Here is a 21202-nt window from a genome sequence, read left to right as displayed (position 1 = left end):
TCTACGCGCGGAGATAGCGATCTTCGCCTTATGTATTCATACTGAATCTGTTTGCTGCTGGCTCGAATTATTCGTGTAAAAGTCCAAAGCTGACAACTTTTAAGCCCCCCTACGTACGACTACTGACGACTACTGAGGCATACATGTCCCCCTCGGCCACCGCTCCGGTCGACTCCCAGCAGCCCCCGGCCTCCGCACCACGCAACGGCGTGGACCGCTTCTTCAAGATCTCCGAACGGGGGTCGTCGGTCGCGCGCGAGGTCCGCGGCGGATTCGCCACGTTCTTCGCGATGGCGTACATCATCGTGCTGAACCCGATCATCCTCGGCAGTGCGAAGGACATGTACGGCCATCAGCTCGCCGGAGGCCAGCTGGTCACCGCCACCGTGCTGGCCGCCGCGTTCTCCACCCTCCTGATGGGCGTCATCGGCAATGTGCCGATCGCGATGGCCGCCGGCCTCGGCGTCAACACCGTCGTGGCCCTCCAGCTCGCCCCCAGGATGAGTTGGCCGGACGCGATGGGCATGGTCGTCCTCGCGGGCATCGTCGTCATGCTGCTGGTCGCGACCGGGCTGCGCGAGCGCGTGATGAACGCCGTACCGAAGTCGCTCCGCAAGGGCATCGCGATCGGTATCGGTCTCTTCATCCTGCTGGTCGGCCTGGTCGACTCGGGCTTCGTCTCCCGCATCCCGGACGCCGCGCACACCACGGTCCCGCTCCAGCTCGGCGGCGACGGTCACCTCCTGGGCTGGCCGGTCCTGGTCTTCGTCGTCGGCGTGCTGCTCACCTTGGCGCTGCTGGTCCGCAAGGTGTCGGGCGCGATCCTGATCTCGATCGTCGCGATGACGGTCGTCGCAGTGATCATCAACGCGGTCGCCGATCTGCCTGCCGGGTCGTGGGGGCTGACCGTGCCGGAGTGGCCGGGCAACCCGGTCGCCACTCCGGACTTCGGGCTGGTCGGTCAGGTCAGTCTGTTCGGCGGCTTCGACAAGGTCGGTGTGCTCACCGGCATCCTGTTCGTCTTCACCGTGCTGCTGTCCTGCTTCTTCGACGCGATGGGCACCATCCTCGGTGTCGGTGACGAGGCGCACCTGACGGACAAGAACGGCAACTTCCCCGGCATCAACAAGGTGCTGTTCGTGGACGGCGTCGCGGTCGCCGCGGGCGGTGCGAGCTCCTCCTCCGCCACCACCTGCTTCGTGGAGTCCACGGCGGGTGTCGGTGAGGGCGCCCGCACCGGCCTCGCGAGCGTCGTGACGGGCCTGCTGTTCACGGTGGCGTTGTTCCTGACGCCGCTGGCGACCATGGTCCCCTCGCAGGCGGCCACTCCCGCGCTGGTGGCGGTCGGCTTCCTGATCACCGCGGGTTCGGTGCGGGACGTGGACTGGAGCGACTACACGCTCGCCATCCCGGCCTTCCTGGCCATGCTGATGATGCCGTTCACCTACTCCATCACCAACGGCATCGGCATCGGCTTCATCGCCTTCTCCGTGCTGCGGGTCGTGGCCGGACGCTGGCGCGAGGTGCCGGTGGCCATGTACGTGGTGTCGGTGGTCTTCGTCTTCTACTACGCGATGCCGGCCCTCGGCCTCACGTGACCTCTTCGGTCCTGATTCCTGCGGTCCCTTCCGAACCGTAGAACTTCTCCGTCTCGTCGACGGCCGCCTTGAAGCGCTCGTCGAAGTCATCGCGAATGAGCGTCCGGACGACATAGTCCTGGACGCTCATTCCGCGTTTTGCGGCATGCTGCCGGAGCCGGTCGAGCAGCTCACCGTCTATCCGCAGGCTGAGCACCGTCGATCCCATGGCATGCAGGCTTACGGCCTCGAAGGCCGATCTGCGTCACTTTCCGGATTCAACTCACTCGAACGGGTGAGCAAAGGGGGTGAGATGGCTCTCGCCCGTGTCACGCGAATGGTCTTTAGGGTAGGTAATGAGATACCCTAATGAACATGCCTGACCTGATCCACGACGTCGACAGCGCGGCCGCGGTGAGCTCCCTGCGCTCCGCCGTGATGCTGCTCGGCCGGCGCCTGAAGCACCAGCGCGTCGACGAGTCGCTGAGCCCCACCGAGATGTCGGTGCTCGGCACGCTCGCCCGCTGCGGTTCGGCCACGCCCGGTGAGCTGGCCCGCAAGGAGCATGTGCAGCCCCCGTCGATGACGCGCATCGTCGCATTGCTGGAAGCCAAGGGACTGGTCAGGCTGGAACCGCACCCCGACGACCGTCGCCAGAAGATGGTCAGCCAGACCGAACAGGCGGAGGCCATGCTCGCCGAGAGCCGTTCCAAGCGGAACGCGTGGCTGACCAGCCTCGCCGAGGGCCTGGACGAGCAGGAGTGGGAGACGCTGCGCCAAGCGGCCCCTGTGCTGGAGAAGCTCGCCCACCTGTAGCGGGCGCGCACCGGACCACCGGACGGCGCACACCTCCCCATCTCCGCCAGTCAATGAACGTACGTGCCCGAGGAGGCGAACCTTTTTGAGTACGGGATCCGGAGCAGACTCCGCCCCCGCACCGACTTCCACCCACGAGAGCAGGCCCGGAGGGACCTTCTCGTCTCTTAAGATCCGTAACTACCGCCTGTTCGCCATGGGCGGCGCGGTCTCCAACATCGGCACCTGGATGTCCCGCATCACGCAGGACTGGCTCGTTCTGAGCCTCACCGGGTCTGCCGCCGCCGTCGGTATCACCACGGCCCTCCAGTTTCTTCCGATGCTTCTGTTCGGGCTCTACGGCGGCGTCATCGCCGACCGTCTTCCGAAGCGCAAGCTCCTTCTCTTCAGCCAGGCGGCACTCGGCCTGTGCGGGATCGCCCTCGCGGTCCTCACCCTCTCCGGCGTCGTCCAGGTGTGGCACGTCTACCTCATCGCGTTCCTGCTCGGCATGGTGACGGTCGTCGACAACCCGGCCCGCCAGTCGTTCGTCTCCGAGATGGTCGGCCCCGCCCACCTGGGGAACGCCGTCAGTCTCAACTCGGCGAACTTCCAGTCCGCCCGGCTCATCGGCCCCGCAGTGGCGGGTGTCCTGATCACCACCGTCGGCAGCGGCTGGGCCTTCATGTTCAACGGCCTGTCCTTCGCCGCCCCGCTCATCGGCCTGATGATGATGCGCACCAGCGAGCTGCACAAGCCCGTCATCGTGCCGCGCGCCAAGGGGCAGCTGCGGGAAGGCCTGCGCTACGTCTCCAAGCGCCCCGAGCTGATCTGGCCGATCGTCCTGGTCGGCTTCGTCGGCACCTTCGGGTTCAACTTCCCGATCTGGCTGACGGCCTTCGCGGACGAGATCTTCCACGGCGGCGCCGGGATGTACTCGTTCTTCAACATCCTCATGGCCGCCGGCTCCCTCGCCGGCGCCCTGCTCGCCGCCCGCCGCCGCTCCTCGCGGCTGCGGATGCTGATCGCCGCGGGCGTCGCCTTCGGTCTCCTGGAGATCATCGCGTCCCTGGCGCCGTCCGTCTGGATCTTCGCGATCCTGCTGGTCCCGATCGGCATGATCGGACTGACCACCAACATCACCGCGAACACGACGGTCCAGATGGCCGCCGCCCCGGCGATGCGCGGCCGGGTCATGGCCCTGTACATGATGGTCTTCGCCGGCGGCACGCCGATCGGCGCCCCGATCGTCGGCTGGGTCAGCGACGCCTACGGAGTCCGCACCGGCATGGCGGTCGGCGGCGCGTTCTCCCTGCTGGCCGCGCTCGGCGTCGGCATCATGCTGGCCCGCGTGGGCGGGCTGCGCCTGAAGCTCGACTTCCGCCCGGGCCGCCCGCACCTGCGGTTCGTCCCGCGCGAGGAACTCGCCACGGCGGCCTGACCCTCGGTCCGGCGCCGACATACGGCAACAGGGCCTGGCCGGTATCCCACCGGCCAGGCCCTGACGCATGTCGGGGGAGCGTCAGTCGCGGGGGAACTCGCCCGTGTGGAGGACCAGTCCCACCGGGGTGTCGGTGAGGTCGATGTCCGTGCCGAACAGCACGGACAGCTTGGAGCCGTACACACCGTTCACAGCGTTCCGGAAGACGTGGCACTCGCCGCTGTACGGGTCGACGATCAGATAGACGGGCACACCGGCTGCGGCGTACGCGTCCTTCTTCGGGCCGTAGTCGTTGGCGACGGTTTCCTTGGAGATCACCTCGGCCACGAACTCCACACCCACGAACAGCAGGTTCCCCTTGGTGTCCTTCGGGGCGTCCTCCCGCAGTGCCAGCACGTCGGACGCGAAGCCGTTGAGGTGCCCGGGAAAGTCGACGCGTACATCGGACAGCAGGCGCTCCTGCGGAAATCTTTCACGCAACTGTTCGATGATCTGGAGAATCATCCGCCAGTGCGTACGCCGCTGCCGCGTGAAGTAGATGTTCCCCTCGACGATCTCGGTCTTGAATCCCTCGGGGAGTGGCAGATCCTCGAGCCACTCGAACATGGAGTCCAGAGTCCGCTCGTCGTCTCTCTCTTCGGCCATATCGGTCCTGTCGTCCGCCACGACGGTCATCGTGCCGCTCCCTCCCGTTGCCGCACGGGCGCGCGGGCCGCCGCGTAGGACAACGACGCGCACGGACCCCGGGACACGCCAGGTACGGTGCGACACTCGGCCCATGAGCAGCATGAGACTCTTTGTCGCCGTTCTGCCGCCCGACCACGCGCTCGAGGAACTGCACCGCGTGGTGGACCCGCTGCGTTCGCTTCCCGGCGCGGGGAAGCTGCGCTGGACCGGGACGCCCGGCTGGCACTTCACGCTCGCGTTCCTCGGGTCGGTGGACGAGGAACTGCTGCCCGAGCTGGAGGAGCGCCTCGGGCGGGCGGCCCGCCGTACCGAACCCTTCCGGCTGCGCATCCACGGGGCCGGCCGGTTCGGCGGCCGGGTGCTGTGGACCGGGGCCGCGGGGGCGGTCGACACCCTGCGGCTCCTCGCCGGACGCGCCGATGCCGCGGCCCGGCGCACCGGCATCCCGATGGAGGAGCACCGCCACTACAGCGCGCACCTCACCCTCGCCCGCAGCCGCACCGACGCCGACCTGCGCCCCTACGCCGCGGCGCTCGCGGACTTCGACGGCACGGAGTGGGAGGTCGGCGAGCTCTCCCTCGTCCGCAGCAACCTGCCGGGCGGCCGGATGCCGGGAGCACGGCCTCGGTACGAGACGATCGCATCCTGGTCGCTGGGCCATTGAGCGCTCCGGTTACGCTCGAAGGGTGGATCCCAAGACCAGAAACCGCATCATGGCCGCCGCGCTCGTGCTGATGTTCGTCGTCGTCGCCGTGGCAGCCGCCGTCGGGCAGTGACGGCCGTCTGTCGCCTGCCCTTGCTTCTCACGCCTTGAGGGCGTTCGCCGTCTCCTCGGCGAACGCCTCCGGGTTGTCCAGCATGATGTTGTGCCCGCACTTCGGGACCGCCACGACCCGCACCCCGTTCTCGGTCAGCTCGTCCTCGCCGGGCAGCGGTCCGTCGTCCTGGGGGCGCAGATACGTGCGCGGGATTTTCAGGTTCAGCAGGAGTGCGCGCATCGTCGGCGTCGTTCCGCGGGCGAGCTGTACCGCGCTGCGGTGCAGCGCCTCGGGCCCCGCGAGGCGCATGGTCGCCCACCAGTGGGCCCCCACCCGGTCGCGCACCTCCTCCCGGCCGCCGGCCAGGAACTCCTCCTCGGTGTACGCGGCGATGCCGCTGCTGCCCGCCTGCGAGGGGTCGGGGGCGATCGGGTCCAGATTGGCGTCGACCAGCACGAGCCGGGCCACGAGGTGCGGGTGGCGTGCCGCGAGCACGATGGCCACCGCGCCGCCCATGCTGTGCGCGACCACGTCCGCGCCGTGCACGTCGGCCGCCTCCAGCGCCGCAGCCACCGCGTCGGCGTGCTCTTCGAGCGTGTAGCCGAAGCCGGTGGGGCGGTCGCTGATCCCGAAGCCGAGCAGGTCCATCAGCAGCGACCGGCTGTCGGCCAGCAGGGGATGCGTGGCGCTCGCGGTGAAGTACGGGCCGGACGAGGCCCCGAGCCCGTGCAGATAGACCCGGGTACGGGACGTGCCCGTGGACGTGCCCGGACGCCCGGGGAGCTCCACCCACCGGATGTGCGCACCGTCGGCCGTCACCTGGGCGTTCCGCATGTGTCCTCCGCCGTGTCGTATCACCGGGAAAGCATTGGCGGCACTATATATCGGCATCGATGTATAACGGGGTGAGGGAGGATGCTCGCATGCTGGAACTGGCCATCCTGGGATTTCTGTACGAACAGCCGCTGCACGGCTACGAGCTGAAGCGACGGGTCGCCCACCTCACCGGACACGTCCGCCCCATCGCCGACGGCACGCTGTATCCGGCGATCAAGCGCCTGGAGCGAGCCGGATGGCTGGAGCGCCGGACCGAGCCGGGCACCAGGGCCGCCCCCCGCCACACGCTGACCCTGACCGAGCAGGGGCGCGAGGAACTGCGGCGCCGGCTGCGGGAGGCCGACGACGTGGACATCAGCGACGAGAACCGCTGGTTCACCGTGCTGGCCTTCCTCCGCCATCTGGCGTCACCGGCCGAGCAGTCGGCGGTGCTGCGGCGCCGGCTCGCGTTCCTGGAGGAGCCGAGCAGTTTCTTCTACGAGGGCGACCGGCCGCTCGGTGCCGAGACGTTCGAGGACCCGTTCCGGCGCGGGCTGCTGAAGGTCGCCCGCGCGACCAGCCAGGCGGAACTGCGCTGGCTCGGCGAGACGCTCAAGGAACTCGAAGCAGCGCTCTGACGGGAGCAACGCAAGCGGGCCGCCGCCACCCCCGCCCCGACGCAACGCAAGCGGGCCGCCCCCGCCCTCGCCCCCGGCGATGCCGGGACGGGGCGGCGGCGGCCCGGACCTGTCGGGCGGGCAGCCCGTCAGCTCGGCGTCACCAGGCGAATGCCTCCGGCGAGGGACCCGGGCCCGGGAAGATCTCGTCCAGTTCGGCCAGCAGGTCATCGGGGAGTTCCAGCTCCAGTGCCCGCAGCGCCGAGTCCAGCTGTTCCTGGTTGCGCGGTCCGACGATCGGTCCCGTCACCCCCGGCCGGGTGAGCAGCCATGCGAGGCCGACCTCGCCCGGCTCCAGGCCGTGCTTGTCGAGCAGGTCCTCGTACGCCTGGATCTTCTCGCGCTCCGTCGAGTTCTTCAGCGCGTCCGCGCTGCGGCCGGAGGCCGAACGCGCTGCCGTGCCCGTGCGCTCCTTCTTCAGCACACCGCCCAGCAGACCGCCGTGCAGCGGGGACCACGGGATGATGCCGAGCCCGTACTCCTGCGCGGCCGGGATGACCTCCATCTCGGCGCGGCGTTCCATCAGGTTGTAGAGGCACTGCTCGCTGACCAGGCCCAACGAGCCGCGCCGGGCGGCCAGCTCATTGGCCTGGGCGATCTTGTAACCGGCGAAGTTCGACGAACCGACGTAGAGGATCTTCCCCTGCTGGACCAGGACGTCGATCGCCTGCCAGATCTCCTCGAAGGGAGTGTTCCGGTCGATGTGGTGGAACTGGTAGAGGTCGATGTAGTCCGTCTGGAGCCGCTTCAGCGACGCGTCGACCGAGCGCCGGATGTTCACGGCGGAGAGCTTGTCGTGGTTGGGCCAGGCCTCGCCGTCGGCGCCCATGTTCCCGTACATCTTGGTGGCCAGGACCACCTTGTCGCGGCGTCCGCCGCCGTGGGCGAACCAGGTGCCGATGATCTCCTCGGTGCGGCCCTTGTTCTCGCCCCAGCCATAGACATTGGCGGTGTCGAAGAAATTCAGACCCGTTTCCAGCGCCGAGTCCATGATGGCGTGGCTGTCCGCCTCATTGGTCTGCGGGCCGAAGTTCATGGTGCCGAGGACGAGGCGGCTGACCTTGAGTCCGGTGCGTCCGAGCTGCGTGTACTTCATGGGCGCCAAGCCAACGCCTTCGAGCCCGCTCAAGGCAAGACCGCCCCGGAACGTGTCCTGCCCCCGGCGGTGTGCCGGGGGCAGGACGGGTGCGCGTGCCTATGCGGGCCGAGGGCCCGGGGCGGTCACTTCAGGTACACGATGCCGTCGGTGGTGACCGTCGGGCGGCCCGAGGTGGCCACGACGACGATCTTGACGGTGTGCTTGGCGCTGCTGGACCAGCTCTTCGTCCACAGCGCGTCGCGGTACTTGGTGGTGCTGGACTTCAGGTCCACGGTGGAGACCTTCACTCCGTCCACGTAGACGTACACCTGGCCGGAGGTCGAGGCCCTGGACGCCACCAGGGCGACCGAGCGGCCGGTGAACGTCCAGCTCAGGCTGGCGCTCTTCGACTTGCTGGAGTACGACTTGCCGCCGAGGTAGCTGGACGAGGACTTCGTCGTCCAGGTTCCCTTCTTGGTCGCGGAGCTCTCCTGGAGGATGACCGGGGTGCCGGAGACCGACGCGGAGGCGGTGTTGCCCGCCTGGTCGTACGCCTTCATGGCCCAGCTGGTCGCGGTACCCGACTTCGCGGTGTGCGAGGCGCTGGTGACCGTCGGGCCGTAGGTCTTGGCGACCGGGGCGGTGAGCCTGACCTCCTTGAGCGCGGCGGCGTCGGTGGCCTTCCACTTCAGGGTGATCGGGACGGCCGTGGTGTTCACCGTGCCCGTGCGCAGGACCAGGTTCGGCTTGGTGCTGAAGGAGGGCGCCGTCTGGTCGGCGACCACGGTGGCCGCCGCGGACGTGGTGACCTTGCCCGACTGGTGGGTGGCCCGGACCTGGACCTTGTGGGAGCCGACGGCGAGGGTGGCCTTGGCGGAGGTGGCGGTGCCCGCGGTGGTGGCGACGGACTTGCCGTCGACCAGCAGCTCGTACTTCGAGATGAACGCGCTCGGGGTGCTCGCCGACCAGCCCACGGTGACGGCGGACTTGGTGTAGTACGTCGTACCGGAGAGCCCGGCGCCGGTCACCGACTTGATGGCCAGACCGGTGACGGGGCCCGCGGCGAGGCTGCGGATCGCGGGCAGCTGCCCGTACAGCTTCGTGCCGGGGCACTCGGTGTTGAAGCCGTCGCGGTGGCCGGAGATCTGGTTGAAGGTGTACGTCTTGCCGGCGGTGAAGGAGGTCCCGAAGTTGTTGTTGCCGTTGGCGCCCGCGGTGAGCAAGGTGGTGCCCGCCGGATCGCCCTTGTACTGGCCGAGCTTCCACGCGGCGATCCGGGCCACCGAGGTGGTCACCGCACTCGGGGCGGTTGTGCTCGTGTAGGTGCCGAGGACCGCGATACCGGTCGACTCCCGGTTGAAGCCGTAGGTGTGGGCACCGAGGACCGGCCGGTCCACGCCGCCCTTACGGCCCTCGAAGATCGTTCCGCACTTGTCGACCAGGAAGTTGTAGCCGATGTCCTTCCACTTCTCGGCCTGGATGTGGTACGCGTACACGCTGCGCACCACGGCTGCGGACTCGGCGCACGTGTAGTCGTTGGTCCCGGCGGTGTGGTGGACGAAGACCGCCTTGAGGGTGCTGTTGTACTCCGGCTCCTCCGGGCTCATCGACTCGTCGGCGCCCCAGCCCGCACGCGAGGTCATCGGCGGCTTGGGCACGGTCGACACCGGTGCGGGCGGCAGCGTGTCGCTCGCAGAGGCGCTCGGGGACGTGCTCGCGGACGGCGAGGAGCTCTCGCTCGCGGTGAGAGCGGGCTGGTCCGTGGCCGTGGCGCTCGGGCTCGATGACGCCGTGTCGGACGATGCGTCCTCGGCAGCGGAGTCCGTGCTGTCGCTCGGTGCCGGTGCCTCGGACGTGGGCGTCTCCGCCGAATCGGTGGTGGGGTCTTCGCCCTCGATGTCGGCCGCGAAGGCGGCCGGGTCCGCGTCCAGGGTGTTGCTCCGGCCCGGGTCCACGGTGTCCAGCCGCAGCCCCGCGGGCAGTTTCGTGGAGACCTTGCCACCCGCGTTGATGCGCACCTCGACCCCGTCGGACGGGCCCACCCAGCGCGGCTCGGTGCTGCCGCGTACGTCGGACCGGCCGGTCTCCGCACGCGCGTCGATATCGGTTTCCAGCGGCAGCCAGGACGACCAGGTCCCGTCGGCGGCGGACCTGGTCCGGGCCTCCACGGTTCCGGTGACCTTGGCCGCCGGGTCGGTCCAGGTGATGCCCAGCATGCTGAACGGCTTGGTGTCCCGCTTGCCCAGTACGGCGGACGCGCCGTCACCGGCGACCTTCAACGCCGTCGCGTGCACTTCGGCCTTGACCGGACCGGGCTTGGCAGCCGCGGTCACCGAGGTGTCGCCCGTCATTCCCTCGAAGACCAGGACTCCCGCCACGGCGGATGTGGCCAGGGCGGCGGTCGCCCAGATTCTCTTCTTCGCTCTCACGTCGTACCCCGTCGTCGTCAGATGTGCGTGCGTTCAGCCGCTGCATCGGGCGACAGCATCGGTCGTCACAGGATCAGTGGGGGGACGAACACGACCAGTGGGGGGTACGTGTGCTGAAGCGCGCCTGCAGCGAAGACATAGCTTGCCATGTCCGGGCCACGGAATGTCTACGCGGGTGGTATCGAGGGGAATCCGGTCACCGCCGGGGGGCGGGATCCGGCCACGTCCCAGAGCGGTGACGGGCCGGAACACACACCGTCGACGGGTAGTGCGCCGATTCCTCCCAAGGGATTCGGTAGACGAACTTCCCTGCGCCGAAAGGGAGTTGGCCGAGTGTGTGTGAGTAATGGCTCGGCGGGCCGCCCCTGGGCCGGCGCATGCGGGTCACGGCCCCCGGGGCCCACCCGTCACGAACCATCCGGTGGGGAGGGGAGCGCGAACCGGTCCAGGGCCTCCAGCACCGCCCGGCTCGTCGCCGGACCACCCAGATGCCCCGCACCGTCGATCACGGTCAGTTCCGCGTCCGGCCACGCCTTCACGAGCTCCCACGCGGTGATCAGCGGCCCGCCCAGATCGAACCGGCCGTGCACCAGCACACCCGGAATCCCCGCCAGCCGCCCCGCGTCCCGGATCAGCTGCCCCTCCTCCAGCCAGGCGCCGTGGGAGAAGTAGTGCGAGCAGACCCGCACCAGCGCCTGTTGTGCCCGGCCGGGGCGCCCGCTGTACGGCGGCGGTCCGGTGTACGCCTCCTGGGAGAGCACCGCGTCCTCCCAGGCGCACCAGTCGGCCGTCGCCTTCTCCCGCACCCCGGCATCGGGGCTCTCCATCCGTCGTGCGTACGCGGCGAGGACGGCCGGGGTCGTGTCCTCCTCGGCCTCCGGCACCCCGGCCCGGAACAGCTCCCAGGCCTCCGGGAAGATCCGGCCGGCGCCCCGGTACAGCCAGTCGATCTCGGAGCGCCGGGTCGTCGTGACGGCCGGGATCACGATCTCGGTGACCCGCTCCGGGTGCTGCTCGGCGTACGCGAGGATCAGCGTCGATCCCCAGGACCCGCCGTACAGAAGCCAGTTGTCGATCCCGAGGTGCACGCGCAGGCGCTCCATGTCGGCGATCAGCCGGTCGGTGGTGTTGTATCGCATGTCGGTGGCCGGGTCGCTCGCGTGCGGGGTGGAACGGCCGCAGCCCCGCTGGTCGAAGAGGACGACGCGGTAGCGGTCCGGGTCGAAGAGCCGCCGGGGCCGCTCGGTGCACCCCGACCCCGGGCCGCCGTGCACGACGAGCGCGGGCTTGCCGGCCGGATTGCCGCACACCTCCCAGTACACGAGGTTGCCTTCACCGACATCGAGCATGCCGTGCTCGTACGGTTCGATCGGCGGGTACGGCTGGTCGGGCTCGCGGTCCATGGTGCGACGGCTCCTTCGGCTCGGCGGGCAAAGGGGTCAGCGTAGGGCGGGCGTAGCCTGACTGCTGTGAATTCCGCACCCCGGATCCTGGCCGTACTCGACGACCTGCTGACCGCCGCCACCCCTGACGACCGTGGCGCCCTGTGGCAACTAGCCGAACAGGGGCGGGAGTTGGATGCCAATCTGGTGCGCCTTCCGGCGGGCGCGGAGGTCGGTGAGCATCAGGAGGACGTCCTGGACGTCCTCCTCGTCGTCATCGCGGGCGGAGGCCGGGTCGTCACGGCAGGCGGGGACGTGCTGGACCTGACCCCGACCACCGTCCTCTGGCTGCCCCGTACCTCCCGCCGTGCGCTTGCCGCCGGACCGGAGGGGCTGGCCTACGTGACCGTGCACCGCCGCCGCCCCGGCCTGACCATCAAGCCTCCCGCCGCGGCCCCGGCCGCGCCGCTCACCGCGCCCCCGACGGCGCACGAGGGCGGCGAGGCGCCCTGCATGCTGGACCGGGTCTGCCCCGCGTGCGGCCGGCTCTCGCAGGACCCGCAGCCGGTGTTCTGCAGCCGGTGCGGGGAGCGGTTCGCCGAGATCTGACGGGGCCGCCCCAGGGCTCTGAGGGGACCGGGGCGCAGCCGCGCACGGACAGGAGATCGGGGAGAGCCCTTAGCTCGCATACGGAGATAAAATGGGCCCATGGCGGCGGGCGATCTGCCTGATGAGCTCGCCGGACTTCTGCCCCGTATCCAGAGGCTCGCCCGGCGACGGCTGTGGAGCGGCCTGCCGACGCCCCGGCTGCGCGGGGCGCACGCCGAACTGCTGCGGCTGGTGGCCGAAAGGCCCGGTATCCGGGTCTCGACCGCCGCACACGGCCTCTGCCTCGCCTCCAACTCGGTCAGCACCCTGGTCAACCACCTCGTCGCCGAGGGACTGCTGCGGCGCGAGAAGGACCCCGGAGACGGACGGGCCGCGCTGCTGTATCCGACCCCCGCGGGGATCGGGAGGCTGCGTGACTGGCACGCCCGCCGCGAGGCGCTCTTCCGCGAACACCTGGCCGGGCTCGACGGGGACGACCGGGCGGCACTCGCCGCCGCACTCCCGGCCCTGCGCCGACTCGCCGCCTCGCTGCGTGAAGGGGAGGAGATCGCATGACCACGGAAACCATTCCCGCCCTCAACTGCACCGGACTGAGCTACAGCTTCGGCGACGCGAAGGCCGTCGACGGCCTGGACCTGCTGGTCGGCCAGGGGGAGGTGTTCGGCCTGCTGGGACCCAACGGGGCGGGCAAGACCACCACCCTGCGCGCGGTCACCACACTCCTTCCGGTGCCGGCCGGCGTCATCGAGGTGTTCGGCCACGACGTGGCCCGCCACAGGATGGCCGTACGCCGCATGCTCGGTTACGTACCGCAGCAGTTGTCGGCGGACGCGAGCCTCACCGGCCGGGAGAACGTCCAGCTCTTCGCCCGTGTCTTCGACGTGCCCCGCCGCGAGCGCGCCGCCCGGGTCTCCCAGGCCCTGGACGCGGTCGGCCTCGGCGAGGTCGCGCACCGGCTCGTCGCCACGTACTCCGGCGGCATGGTCCGCCGCCTCGAACTCGCACAGGCACTCGTCAGCGCGCCCCGGCTGATGATCCTGGACGAGCCGACCATCGGCCTGGACCCGATCGCGCGGGACAGCGTCTGGGACCGCATCACCGAGATACGGCACGGCACGGGCATGACCGTGCTCGTCACCACCCACTCCATGGACGAGGCCGACCAGCGCTGCGACCGGCTCGCGCTGATGCACCTCGGCAAACTCCGGGCGCTCGGCACCCCGGCCCGGCTCAAGGGCGAACTCGTCGCCGCCTGGCGAAAAGCGGGGGAGAGGGGCCTTCCACCGCCGACCCTGGAGGACGTCTTCCGATACCACTCCGGAAGCGGCCTGAACGACCCCGGCCCGGGTTCCGATTCCGGTTCTCGTTCCCGCGAAGGGAAAGGAGCGTTCCGAGATGTCCGCCGTACCCGTCGCACCGCATCCCGCCTCGGCTGAGTCCGTCCCGGCGGAAAAGCGGTTCGCGCTGCTCAGGACTCCGCCTCCGCCTCGCACCGGCTGGCGCGTGGTGCCGGCGAGAGTGGTCGCGATGTGCGTCGTCGAAATGCAGAAGCTGCGCCACGACCGCACCGAGATCTACACCCGCGCCGTCCAGCCCGCGCTCTGGCTGCTGATCTTCGGCGTGACGTTCTCCCGGATCCACGCCATCCCGACCGGCGGCGTCCCCTATCTGGACTTCCTGGCGCCGGGCATCATCGCGCAGTCGGCCATGTTCATCGCGATCTTCTACGGCATCATGATCATCTGGGAGCGGGACTCGGGCGTCCTCACCAAACTGATGGTCACGCCGACGCCCCGGACCGCCCTGGTGACCGGCAAGGCCTTCGCCGCCGGGGTCAAGGCCACGATCCAGGCGGCGGTCGTCATCGTGATCGCCGCACTGATCGGTGTCGGCATGACCTGGAACCCGTTGCGGCTGCTCGGCGTGGTCCTGGTGGTCGTCCTCGCCTCGGCGTTCTTCTCCTGCCTGTCGATGTCGATCGCCGGGATCGTCCTGACCCGCGACCGCCTGATGGGCATCGGCCAGGCCATCACCATGCCGCTCTTCTTCGCCTCCAACGCGCTCTACCCGGTCGCCCTGATGCCCGGCTGGCTCCAGGCCATCAGCAGAGTGAACCCGCTGAGCTACGAGGTCGACGCGCTGCGTGGACTCCTCATCGGCACCCCCGCACACCTCGGCCTGGACCTCGCGGTCCTCGCCTTCGCGGCGCTGGTGGGTATCGCCGTCGCCGGCTCCCTGCTGGGGCGGCTTGCGCGTTGAGGGGTCGGGGCGGCGGGGCGGCGTACGGCTGGCCCGGCAGCGCTACCGCGCCGCGTACGGAAGGAAGTCGGCCCAGGCGGCGGGGGACAGCGAGAGGGCGGGGACGGACAGGTCCTTGGAGTCACGCACGTGGACGCGGCCGGGGGAGGCGGCCACCTCGACGCAGTTGCCGCTGTCCTCGGTGCTGTAGCTGCTCTTGAACCAGTTGAGGCCGGTGTTCATAGGTCTTTCGCCACCTGCTCGATCATGTCTCTGGACTCTTCGGGGCTGAGCGCCTGTGCTCGAAGCGTGCCATATTTCCCGAACAGCTGGCTCAGATGCGGTTGTTCGCTGATGAGGAAGCTGTGTCCCTGCGCTTCCAGGTAGGCGAGCTGGCGTCGCTCCTGGGTCTCCAACAGAACGAACGGGCCACCGAGTCCGGCGTGAGTTTCCCGATGCGGCGACATCACCTGCATCTGCACATGCCGTAGCTCCGAGACCTCCAGGATGCGGGCGATCTGGCCCTTGTGTACGCGGCGGCCCCCGATGGGACGGGTGAGAGCGCCGAGCTCCAGGACAAAGCTGATGTCCGCCAGGGGCTTTCGCGTCAAGAGTTTCTGGCGGGCCAGGCGTGCCAGGACGCGACCTTCGACCACGTCGTCGTCGACCGGAGCGCCGTTGAACACCGTGCGCGCGTAGTCCTCGGTCTGCAACAGTCCGGGTACGACATGAGTCTCGTACTCATGCCTGGCCGATGCTGTGATCTCCGCTTCCGCGAACGGCTCGAACCACAAGGCCAGATGGGTGAAGCTCAGCTTCTCGCCCGCGACGTCGAGTGCACCTTGTGCACCGAGCGCCTTGTCCGCCTGTGCGATGAATTCTTCCTTGGGAGGCCGCTGCCCTCGTTCGACCATGGCTACCTGTGACTTGGAGTAGCCGATCCTTGAACCGAGGGTCTCCTGCGAGAGCCCGGCCCGTTCGCGGTAGAAGCGCAGCAGTCTGCCGAACATTTCGACGTTGCTGCCGCTCCGGTCACTGGAGCGCACATTCCCTCCCCTGCGTACACAACAGTGCACAGAAGCCCTGTGTCCCTGGTCACCGTAGGTGTTCGGCCGGTTCGCTTTCCTCATGGAACGGAAAAGTTCACTCAGTCCGGTGCCCTCGTGGGTGCCCACGTCCGGGCACGCCCTGCGACACGTGGGCGTGCACTTCGACGCGGTACGGATCTCCGGCGTACTCGGCGAACAAGTCGCCTACGAGATCATGCAGTTCACCGACTTCCAGGCGGGCCCGATCGTGCGGTCGGGGATCGGGGAGCGCAGCATGTACTTCCTGTTGCCGCCGCGGAGCGCCCGCGCGCACCGGTGGCCTTCGGGGGCGCGGGTGATGGGGTGCTACGGGCAGGGCGCGGCGTTCGTCGGGGTCCCGGCGTTGGACGGACTGACCTGGCCGCTCGACTGGCGCTCACTGCCCACGACGGAGGCGCCGTTCGTCGACGGTGCTCTCCTGCACGAACTGGTTCTTGAGGTGACGGCACGCGAAGGGTAGCGGCGTGACCGGTCGGCAGGGGAGACCCGCCCCACTACTGGAGGCCGGCCGGTACGTCTGCGCCGGAGCCGAAAACATCTGGAGGCACGTAGCTCCGACGGTCATGATGGTCGGCGATGAGCGAGCATGCGAACCCCGTAGAGGCCCTGTTGGTTGTGGACGTTCAGGAGGCCGCCGTCTCCGGCGACAGGGCCGTGCCCGATACGGCCAGGCTCGTGGACCGGACGGCGGACCTGATCGCCCGAGCACGAAGAGACGGGGCGCTGGTCGTGCACGTTCAGAACGACGGGGCGCCCGGAGCGGGCGACGAGCCCCACACGCCCGGGTGGGAACTCCACCACCCCGTCGAGACCGGTCCCACGGAAGCCGTGATCCGCAAGACCGAGGCCGACGGCTTTCAACGCACCGCGCTGGCAAGCCTGTTGACGGAATCCGGGGTGCGGGGGCTCGCCATCTGTGGGGTGATGTCCGAGATATGCGTGCAGGCGACGGCCCGTACCGCACTGGCGCTCGGGTACCGGGTCGTCATGCCGCACGATGCCCACGCGACGCACGACATCCCGGCCGCACCCGGGATCAGCGGCGCCGTCCCGGCCGCGGCGGTCTCACGGGTCGCCGAATGGGCCCTCGGCAGTGCGCTCGAAGTGATCGCACACGCCGCGGATGTCACGTTCGCCGCCGTGCCCCGGCAGCGCTGAAGCCCCTGGGCATCGGCCCCATACAGGAGCGCGAACACCGTTGCCCAGTAGGAGAGTTCGGTGCCAGGGCCCGGTGCCCGCTTCCCCGTCGGCCTTCGTGGACGGCGGGGCCATGCCGGGAACCGCGGTGCTCGGTCCTGTCGTCCTCAGGCGCGTCACACCGGGGGCACTCCCCCCGCCGAAACACCTGAGGAGCAGCATGAGCATCCATGGCAGTACCCGAGCCCCGAGCGGCAGCGGCACCGTTGCCGTAGCCCGATCCCGGCACGGTTCTCGTGGGGCTCTCCTGCACGGGGCCAAGGCGGTGCTCGTCCTCGGCCTCGTACTGGGTGCCGCCACCGCCTGCAACGATTCGTCCGACGACGGAAGCCACAAGGCCAAGGACTGGAAGGTCGGCGACTGCGCCGGGCCCGACACCAGCGAGTCGAAGGACGGCTTCGAGGCCATGGACTGCGACGACTCCAAGGCGACGATCAAGGCCCTCGCCATCAAGGACGGTGCCATCTTCGCCGGTTCCATCCAGTGCCCGGCCGGGACGGACGAGATCATCTCCGTGAAGGTCTCCTACGGCGGCAACGCCAGTACCGGCATCCCCACCAAGACCATCTGTGGCCGCAACCTCTCCGGCGACCACCCCGGTGACGCGGGCGCGGGCGGGGGCCAGTTGGTGAAGGGTGACTGCGTGGACGAGCAGGCCAAGGAAGTCGCCTGCGGCAGCGGGGGCAGTGGTGTGTACAAGGTGCTCGACCTGACGAAGACGGCCGAGGACTGCCCGGCCGGCACCGACGAGCCCCTGGAGCTGTTCCCGAGTGTGGGCAGGCCGTACAACGCGATCTGCACCACCAAGGCCTGACCGCCACCCTCGTCGAGCCCCGTCCGCGGCGCAGCCGGTGACGTGTGTGTCAGCGGCTGTGCGCGTCTTCCCGGTGTTCTGCGACGCTGGGGGCTCCTGGACGCGGTGCTCACCGGCGTCGCGGAACAGAGCCGTCCAGTGGAGTCGGAGCGCCCTGAAGGCGGGCCGGGTCACGCACCATTCCACACGACCGCGCACCGAGCACGGACCGCACCACAGGAGGGGACACCATGGGCAAACAGCGCATCACCGTCTGTCTGCCGCCCGTCGGACCCGACGGGCTGAAGCAGGCGATCGAGCAGGCGATGGCCCCTTTCTGGTACGACCGTGAGGACCGCCCCCACCCTGACTGGGTGGGGGAGTGGAGCTACTGGTTCGTCTCCGGGGCGAACTGTCTCTTCGACGTACTGCCAGGCCACGAGGGCGACCCCCGGCTCGTGAGGTACGACGACTGGACCGAACACCCCGAGGACCTACCACCCTCCCGCTGCCACGGCGGCCCGCGCGGCATCCTCGACCTCGACACTCCCCGCGCTGCCGAGGCCCGCCGGAGGGCCGACACCTGGACGGCGTACCAGGCCTTCGCCGACCGCTACCCGCCCGCGCTGCCCTTCCACCACTTCGAAGAGCGGGCCAGGACCCTGGATCCGGAGGACGCCAGGGAGGCGGCCGTGGCCGCCTTCCGTGAACAGCCCCTGATCCAGGTGATCGAGGCCGACCCCGCCCTGGAGGAGCGGTTCGCCTCCGACCCCGCGCACCACTTCGACGCGGACCTCGAGACCTATGTGACCCGCCATGTGACCGCCGTGCTGCCCACCCCCGCCCTGCTCACCCTCGACGGACGATGGGTGGAGGGCGGAGGCCCCGACTACGAGAGGATGTTCAACGCCTACCTGGACGGCCTGCCCGGCGACACGATGATCGTGCGGGTGCTCTACCACTCGTGACGGTCCGGTGCCGCATCAGGTGAGGTCCGCCCGCGCCTCGTCGCACGACGCAGCCGTGGGCGCCACCGGATGTTCCTCGCCGCGGCGCTCACCGGTGGCGCGGAACAGGGCCGTCCAGAGGAAGGGTTCACCGAAGTACGGAGAGTGCGGTGGTTCGTCGCGCATGCGGCGGAGTTCGATCTCGGTCAGGTCGGAGAAGATCCAGCGCAACGACTCCGGTGTGTAAGCGAGGCCGCCCTGCAGGCCGGCCCGGTCGTAGAAGGCGGCGTCGGGGAGTTCGGACCCCATGCCTGCCTCACCGGCGGCGAAGCAGCTGAGGGCGAGGTGGCCGCCGGGGGCGAGGAGGGAGTCGAGGAGAGCGAGGTAGCTGACGCGGCGGTGGGGCGGCAGATGGTGGAAGCAGCCGGAGTCGTAGATCAGGTCGTACGGGCCGGTCAGCTCGCTCGCCGCGAGGGCGAAGGCGTCGCCGCAGTGGAACCGTACGTCGGCCCCGGCCTCGCGGGCGCGGTCCTCGGCCCAGGCGATGGCCTCCCGCGACAGGTCCACCGCGTCGACCTCGAACCCCAGCGAGGCGAGATGGAGGGCATTGCGACCCGGTCCGCAGCCGAGATCCAGGGCACGGCCCGGGGTGATCAGGCCGCGCTCCGCGTATGAGACGAGGCTCTCGTCGGGTTTCGCCACGAAGAACGGGACCGGCCTGGTCCGGTCCGCGTAGAAGCTGTCCCACCAGGACGCCCCGTCCGCCGTCCACCGGTCGGCCTCCCGTGTGAACAGGCCGTCCAGGAGCCTCAGTACGTCGTCCACCGTGCGTATGTTCCGGTCCATGTGGTTCCGTTCCCCTCTTCAGGAGGGGAACAGTAGGACTGTTCGGCAGGGGGGACCAGGCCGGACCGTGGCGATGAAAGCCGCTGACGACTTCCTGGCGGACCGGCGGCGGCGTCCCGGTAACCCCCCTTGCGTGGCGGGTGGTTCGGGTGTGTATGTGTGCATGGAGGGGTCTGGAGGGGGTCTTTACGGGTGACCCCAGGGTCTTTTTTCGAGGGAGTGCGCCGCGGGCTCCGTGCGTCCTGTTCCGAACGGTCCTTCGGTTCCGGTACGGGCGCGGGAGCGGGTCCAAAATTCCGACCGTAGCAGCAACGGTTCGATGGGCAATCGGACTTGACCGAGGTGCCGCCCTACGCGTGCCCGAGTGCGTGGCGCACGCCCCGCCGGTGGCGCCGAGCGTGGAGAGTGGGAGCGCAGCGGTACGGACGACGAAGGAGGACCGATGGTGGGTGTCATGGCGAACCAGCGGAACAGGGCGGTCGGACAGCCGCAGGAGGGCCCGGGGGCGCGGGACCGACTCCTGCTGGCCGGACGTCAGTTGTTCGCCGCCTACGGGTACGCGCGCACAAGCGTCGAGGACCTGTGCGAGCACGCGAAGGTGCCCGTTCATGTCTTCCAGCAGGAGTTCGTCTCGCGGGAGGTGCTCCTGATGGCGATCTACGACGAGGTGGCGACGCACGGGCTGCGCGCCGCGGAGAACGCCCTGATGGCCGAGGGCATGGAGGACTGCCCGACGGAGCGGCGGGTCCGGCTGCTCTTCGACGCCTATGTGAAGGCGGTCACCGAGGACCCCTGTGCGGCGCGAGTGGCGTTCGTCGAGGTGCTGGGGGTGAGCCGGGAGGTGGACAACCACCTCGCCACCTGGCGGGCCATGTGGATCGAGTTCCTGAGCTCCGAGGCCGAGCGCGCCGTGCGACGGGGCGAGGCGGTGCCGAGCGACCACCATGTGACCGTCACGGTGCTGAACCACGCGGTCGACGAACTCATGGCCCACCACGGCCGCCGGCCCCGGCAGGTCGACGCCGAGTGGCTGACCGACGAGCTGACCCGGCTCTCCCTGGCCATGATCCTGCCGTCCTGACCCGCGTCTCGTTGCCGGACCGGCCGGCCGAGCGGCGGCCGGCCGCGAGACGCTACGGCTGGACCGTGTACGGGCCGCCCAGGCCCCAGGCCTGGTGCATCGCGTCGGCGAAGGCGGCGGCCAGCTTGTGCTCGCCGGTGGGGCCGGGGTGGGTGCCGTCGTAGGTGTCCCGGTGGATGTCGTACGTCGGAGGGGTGGAGGCCAGCAGGATCGGCGACTTCGGGTCGTCGAGGTCGGCGACGGCCTTCGCCAGGAGTTCGTTGAAACGGTCGCACTCGGCGGCGAACGGGGCGTCCGACTCGGCCCGCACATTCGGTATCACCGGCAGCAGCACCATCCTGACGCGCGGGTTCGCGGTGCGGGCCGCCTCGATGAACGCCCGTACGTTCAGCGCGGTCTGACCGCTGTCCGTGTAGAACCCGAGGTCGATCAGGCCGAGCGAGACGAGCAGGACGTCGGTGCGGTGCTCGGCGACCGTGTCGGCGATCACCGGGGCCATGTGCAGCCAGCCCTCGCCCCAGCCGGCCAGATGGGCGCGGGCCTCAGTGGGGAATTCCGGTGCGCCGTACGCGTGCGAGACGGGGGCGTTCGCCTCCATGTCGTACAGCTCGCTGCGCGGTCCGACGATCGCGAACGGGGTGCTGGGATCCGAGGCGAGGTGCTGCCACATCCGGTAGCGCCAGGTGAAGTCGCCGGCGCAGCCGATCGTCATGGAGTCGCCGACAAACGTGTAACGCATGGCGTCATCATCGCGGATCTTCCG

At 69.5% G+C, this 21202-nt stretch carries 24 protein-coding genes; 14 read left to right on the top strand and 10 right to left on the bottom strand.

Features of this window, described 5'->3' with window-relative positions; translation table 11 throughout:
• Window positions 1-143 precede the first annotated feature (143 nt).
• Window positions 144-1598 carry an NCS2 family permease gene (locus AB0L71_RS05305; protein WP_365238079.1) on the top strand — a complete coding sequence of 485 codons (1455 nt, stop codon included), beginning with the start codon at window positions 144-146 and terminating at the stop codon, window positions 1596-1598.
• Here AB0L71_RS05305 and AB0L71_RS05300 read toward each other — a convergent pair.
• Window positions 1591-1806 carry a ribbon-helix-helix protein, CopG family gene (locus AB0L71_RS05300; protein ID WP_365238077.1) on the bottom strand — a complete coding sequence of 72 codons (216 nt, stop codon included), beginning with the start codon at window positions 1804-1806 and terminating at the stop codon, window positions 1591-1593. The two genes, AB0L71_RS05305 and AB0L71_RS05300, sit on opposite strands and share 8 nt — an antisense overlap.
• A gap of 146 nt (window positions 1807-1952) precedes the next feature.
• Here AB0L71_RS05300 and AB0L71_RS05295 point away from each other — a divergent pair, with 146 nt between their 5' ends.
• Both AB0L71_RS05295 and AB0L71_RS05290 read left to right on the top strand, forming a co-directional pair.
• Window positions 1953-2393 carry a MarR family transcriptional regulator gene (locus AB0L71_RS05295; RefSeq protein WP_365238074.1) on the top strand — a complete coding sequence of 147 codons (441 nt, stop codon included), beginning with the start codon at window positions 1953-1955 and terminating at the stop codon, window positions 2391-2393.
• 85 nt (window positions 2394-2478) lie between these two features.
• Window positions 2479-3813, top strand: a complete 1335-nt coding sequence (locus AB0L71_RS05290; protein ID WP_365238072.1) for an MFS transporter — start codon at window positions 2479-2481, stop codon at window positions 3811-3813.
• An 81-nt stretch (window positions 3814-3894) separates the two neighbouring features.
• Here AB0L71_RS05290 and AB0L71_RS05285 read toward each other — a convergent pair whose 3' ends face one another.
• Window positions 3895-4488 (bottom strand): Uma2 family endonuclease, encoded by a 594-nt coding sequence (locus AB0L71_RS05285; protein WP_365238069.1) that lies wholly within the window; start codon window positions 4486-4488, stop codon window positions 3895-3897.
• Between the two features lie 112 nt (window positions 4489-4600).
• Here AB0L71_RS05285 and thpR point away from each other — a divergent pair, with 112 nt between their 5' ends.
• Complete coding sequence (thpR, locus tag AB0L71_RS05280; RefSeq protein WP_365238371.1) at window positions 4601-5164, top strand: RNA 2',3'-cyclic phosphodiesterase; 564 nt, start codon at window positions 4601-4603, stop codon at window positions 5162-5164.
• A 139-nt stretch (window positions 5165-5303) separates the two neighbouring features.
• Here thpR and AB0L71_RS05275 read toward each other — a convergent pair whose 3' ends face one another.
• Entirely contained in the window at window positions 5304-6092 is a 789-nt protein-coding gene (locus AB0L71_RS05275; RefSeq protein ID WP_365238066.1) for an alpha/beta hydrolase, read from the bottom strand.
• A gap of 89 nt (window positions 6093-6181) precedes the next feature.
• Between AB0L71_RS05275 and AB0L71_RS05270 the strand changes: the two genes are divergently transcribed.
• Window positions 6182-6712, top strand: a complete 531-nt coding sequence (locus AB0L71_RS05270; RefSeq protein ID WP_365238063.1) for a PadR family transcriptional regulator — start codon at window positions 6182-6184, stop codon at window positions 6710-6712.
• A gap of 139 nt (window positions 6713-6851) precedes the next feature.
• Here AB0L71_RS05270 and AB0L71_RS05265 read toward each other — a convergent pair whose 3' ends face one another.
• The 3 genes from AB0L71_RS05265 to pip form a co-directional block, all read right to left on the bottom strand.
• The gene (locus AB0L71_RS05265) at window positions 6852-7847 is read right to left on the bottom strand and encodes an aldo/keto reductase (RefSeq protein ID WP_365238061.1); all 996 of its coding nucleotides are present in this window, start codon (window positions 7845-7847) and stop codon (window positions 6852-6854) included.
• Window positions 7848-7972: 125 nt separating this feature from the next.
• A complete protein-coding gene (locus tag AB0L71_RS05260; RefSeq protein WP_365238058.1) occupies window positions 7973-10258 on the bottom strand; it encodes a peptidoglycan recognition protein in 2286 nt (761 codons plus the stop codon).
• Between the two features lie 407 nt (window positions 10259-10665).
• A complete protein-coding gene (gene pip / locus AB0L71_RS05255) occupies window positions 10666-11661 on the bottom strand; it encodes a prolyl aminopeptidase (RefSeq protein ID WP_365238055.1) in 996 nt (331 codons plus the stop codon).
• 66 nt (window positions 11662-11727) lie between these two features.
• Here pip and AB0L71_RS05250 point away from each other — a divergent pair, with 66 nt between their 5' ends.
• The 4 genes from AB0L71_RS05250 to AB0L71_RS05235 all read left to right on the top strand — a co-directional run bounded on the left by AB0L71_RS05250 (window position 11728) and on the right by AB0L71_RS05235 (window position 14508).
• Window positions 11728-12249 (top strand): hypothetical protein, encoded by a 522-nt coding sequence (locus tag AB0L71_RS05250; RefSeq protein WP_365238052.1) that lies wholly within the window; start codon window positions 11728-11730, stop codon window positions 12247-12249.
• Window positions 12250-12348: 99 nt separating this feature from the next.
• Window positions 12349-12804, top strand: coding sequence for a MarR family transcriptional regulator (locus AB0L71_RS05245; RefSeq protein WP_365238049.1), 456 nt, complete (start codon window positions 12349-12351; stop codon window positions 12802-12804).
• Window positions 12801-13685, top strand: a complete 885-nt coding sequence (locus AB0L71_RS05240; RefSeq protein WP_365238047.1) for an ATP-binding cassette domain-containing protein — start codon at window positions 12801-12803, stop codon at window positions 13683-13685. Before AB0L71_RS05245 ends, AB0L71_RS05240 begins: the two co-directional genes overlap by 4 nt.
• Window positions 13645-14508: an ABC transporter permease gene (locus tag AB0L71_RS05235; protein ID WP_365238044.1), complete on the top strand. Its 864-nt coding sequence runs from the start codon at window positions 13645-13647 to the stop codon at window positions 14506-14508. Before AB0L71_RS05240 ends, AB0L71_RS05235 begins: the two co-directional genes overlap by 41 nt.
• A gap of 42 nt (window positions 14509-14550) precedes the next feature.
• On the opposite strand, the gene AB0L71_RS05230 is transcribed toward AB0L71_RS05235, so the two are convergent.
• Complete coding sequence (locus AB0L71_RS05230) at window positions 14551-14730, bottom strand: DUF397 domain-containing protein (protein ID WP_365238042.1); 180 nt, start codon at window positions 14728-14730, stop codon at window positions 14551-14553.
• Window positions 14727-15497 (bottom strand): helix-turn-helix transcriptional regulator, encoded by a 771-nt coding sequence (locus tag AB0L71_RS05225; RefSeq protein ID WP_365238369.1) that lies wholly within the window; start codon window positions 15495-15497, stop codon window positions 14727-14729. Before AB0L71_RS05225 ends, AB0L71_RS05230 begins: the two co-directional genes overlap by 4 nt.
• A 118-nt stretch (window positions 15498-15615) precedes the next feature.
• On the opposite strand from AB0L71_RS05225, the gene AB0L71_RS05220 reads away from it, so the two are divergent.
• The 4 genes from AB0L71_RS05220 (at window position 15616) to AB0L71_RS05205 (ending at window position 18533) form a co-directional block, all read left to right on the top strand.
• Window positions 15616-16035 carry a hypothetical protein gene (locus tag AB0L71_RS05220; RefSeq protein WP_365238039.1) on the top strand — a complete coding sequence of 140 codons (420 nt, stop codon included), beginning with the start codon at window positions 15616-15618 and terminating at the stop codon, window positions 16033-16035.
• A 116-nt stretch (window positions 16036-16151) separates the two neighbouring features.
• Window positions 16152-16733, top strand: coding sequence for an isochorismatase family protein (locus AB0L71_RS05215; protein WP_365238038.1), 582 nt, complete (start codon window positions 16152-16154; stop codon window positions 16731-16733).
• A 199-nt stretch (window positions 16734-16932) separates the two neighbouring features.
• Window positions 16933-17586, top strand: coding sequence for a hypothetical protein (locus AB0L71_RS05210; protein WP_365238035.1), 654 nt, complete (start codon window positions 16933-16935; stop codon window positions 17584-17586).
• Window positions 17587-17816: 230 nt separating this feature from the next.
• Entirely contained in the window at window positions 17817-18533 is a 717-nt protein-coding gene (locus tag AB0L71_RS05205) for a hypothetical protein (RefSeq protein WP_365238032.1), read from the top strand.
• A gap of 15 nt (window positions 18534-18548) precedes the next feature.
• On the opposite strand, the gene AB0L71_RS05200 is transcribed toward AB0L71_RS05205, so the two are convergent.
• On the bottom strand, window positions 18549-19358 hold the full coding sequence (locus AB0L71_RS05200) for a class I SAM-dependent methyltransferase (RefSeq protein WP_365238030.1): 810 nt from the start codon (window positions 19356-19358) through the stop codon (window positions 18549-18551).
• 454 nt (window positions 19359-19812) lie between these two features.
• Between AB0L71_RS05200 and AB0L71_RS05195 the strand changes: the two genes are divergently transcribed.
• Window positions 19813-20439: a helix-turn-helix domain-containing protein gene (locus AB0L71_RS05195; RefSeq protein WP_365238027.1), complete on the top strand. Its 627-nt coding sequence runs from the start codon at window positions 19813-19815 to the stop codon at window positions 20437-20439.
• 52 nt (window positions 20440-20491) lie between these two features.
• Here the strand turns inward: AB0L71_RS05195 and AB0L71_RS05190 are convergent, their stop codons facing one another.
• On the bottom strand, window positions 20492-21178 hold the full coding sequence (locus AB0L71_RS05190) for a GDSL-type esterase/lipase family protein (protein WP_365238025.1): 687 nt from the start codon (window positions 21176-21178) through the stop codon (window positions 20492-20494).
• Window positions 21179-21202: the final 24 nt, after the last annotated feature.

Origin of the sequence: Streptomyces sp. NPDC052052 (genome assembly GCF_040680455.1) — a bacterium.
Taxonomy (GTDB): domain Bacteria; phylum Actinomycetota; class Actinomycetes; order Streptomycetales; family Streptomycetaceae; genus Streptomyces.
This window is presented reverse-complemented; position numbering and strand designations above follow the sequence as displayed.

Coding starts and splice junctions, on each gene's coding strand:
- AB0L71_RS05270 (WP_365238063.1), top strand. CDS start 6,182: ATGCTGGAACTGGCCATCCTGGGATTTCTGTACGAACAGCCGCTGCAC.
- AB0L71_RS05240 (WP_365238047.1), top strand. CDS start 12,801: ATGACCACGGAAACCATTCCCGCCCTCAACTGCACCGGACTGAGCTAC.
- AB0L71_RS05230 (WP_365238042.1), bottom strand. CDS start 14,730: ATGAACACCGGCCTCAACTGGTTCAAGAGCAGCTACAGCACCGAGGAC.
- AB0L71_RS05195 (WP_365238027.1), top strand. CDS start 19,813: ATGGCGAACCAGCGGAACAGGGCGGTCGGACAGCCGCAGGAGGGCCCG.
- AB0L71_RS05305 (WP_365238079.1), top strand. CDS start 144: ATGTCCCCCTCGGCCACCGCTCCGGTCGACTCCCAGCAGCCCCCGGCC.
- thpR (WP_365238371.1), top strand. CDS start 4,601: ATGAGACTCTTTGTCGCCGTTCTGCCGCCCGACCACGCGCTCGAGGAA.
- AB0L71_RS05245 (WP_365238049.1), top strand. CDS start 12,349: ATGGCGGCGGGCGATCTGCCTGATGAGCTCGCCGGACTTCTGCCCCGT.
- AB0L71_RS05190 (WP_365238025.1), bottom strand. CDS start 21,178: ATGCGTTACACGTTTGTCGGCGACTCCATGACGATCGGCTGCGCCGGC.
- AB0L71_RS05300 (WP_365238077.1), bottom strand. CDS start 1,806: ATGGGATCGACGGTGCTCAGCCTGCGGATAGACGGTGAGCTGCTCGAC.
- AB0L71_RS05285 (WP_365238069.1), bottom strand. CDS start 4,488: ATGACCGTCGTGGCGGACGACAGGACCGATATGGCCGAAGAGAGAGAC.
- AB0L71_RS05200 (WP_365238030.1), bottom strand. CDS start 19,358: ATGGACCGGAACATACGCACGGTGGACGACGTACTGAGGCTCCTGGAC.
- AB0L71_RS05295 (WP_365238074.1), top strand. CDS start 1,953: ATGCCTGACCTGATCCACGACGTCGACAGCGCGGCCGCGGTGAGCTCC.
- AB0L71_RS05235 (WP_365238044.1), top strand. CDS start 13,645: ATGTCCGCCGTACCCGTCGCACCGCATCCCGCCTCGGCTGAGTCCGTC.
- AB0L71_RS05210 (WP_365238035.1), top strand. CDS start 16,933: ATGAGCATCCATGGCAGTACCCGAGCCCCGAGCGGCAGCGGCACCGTT.
- AB0L71_RS05205 (WP_365238032.1), top strand. CDS start 17,817: ATGGGCAAACAGCGCATCACCGTCTGTCTGCCGCCCGTCGGACCCGAC.
- AB0L71_RS05225 (WP_365238369.1), bottom strand. CDS start 15,497: ATGTTCGGCAGACTGCTGCGCTTCTACCGCGAACGGGCCGGGCTCTCG.
- AB0L71_RS05215 (WP_365238038.1), top strand. CDS start 16,152: ATGAGCGAGCATGCGAACCCCGTAGAGGCCCTGTTGGTTGTGGACGTT.
- AB0L71_RS05265 (WP_365238061.1), bottom strand. CDS start 7,847: ATGAAGTACACGCAGCTCGGACGCACCGGACTCAAGGTCAGCCGCCTC.
- pip (WP_365238055.1), bottom strand. CDS start 11,661: ATGGACCGCGAGCCCGACCAGCCGTACCCGCCGATCGAACCGTACGAG.
- AB0L71_RS05220 (WP_365238039.1), top strand. CDS start 15,616: ATGGAACGGAAAAGTTCACTCAGTCCGGTGCCCTCGTGGGTGCCCACG.
- AB0L71_RS05275 (WP_365238066.1), bottom strand. CDS start 6,092: ATGCGGAACGCCCAGGTGACGGCCGACGGTGCGCACATCCGGTGGGTG.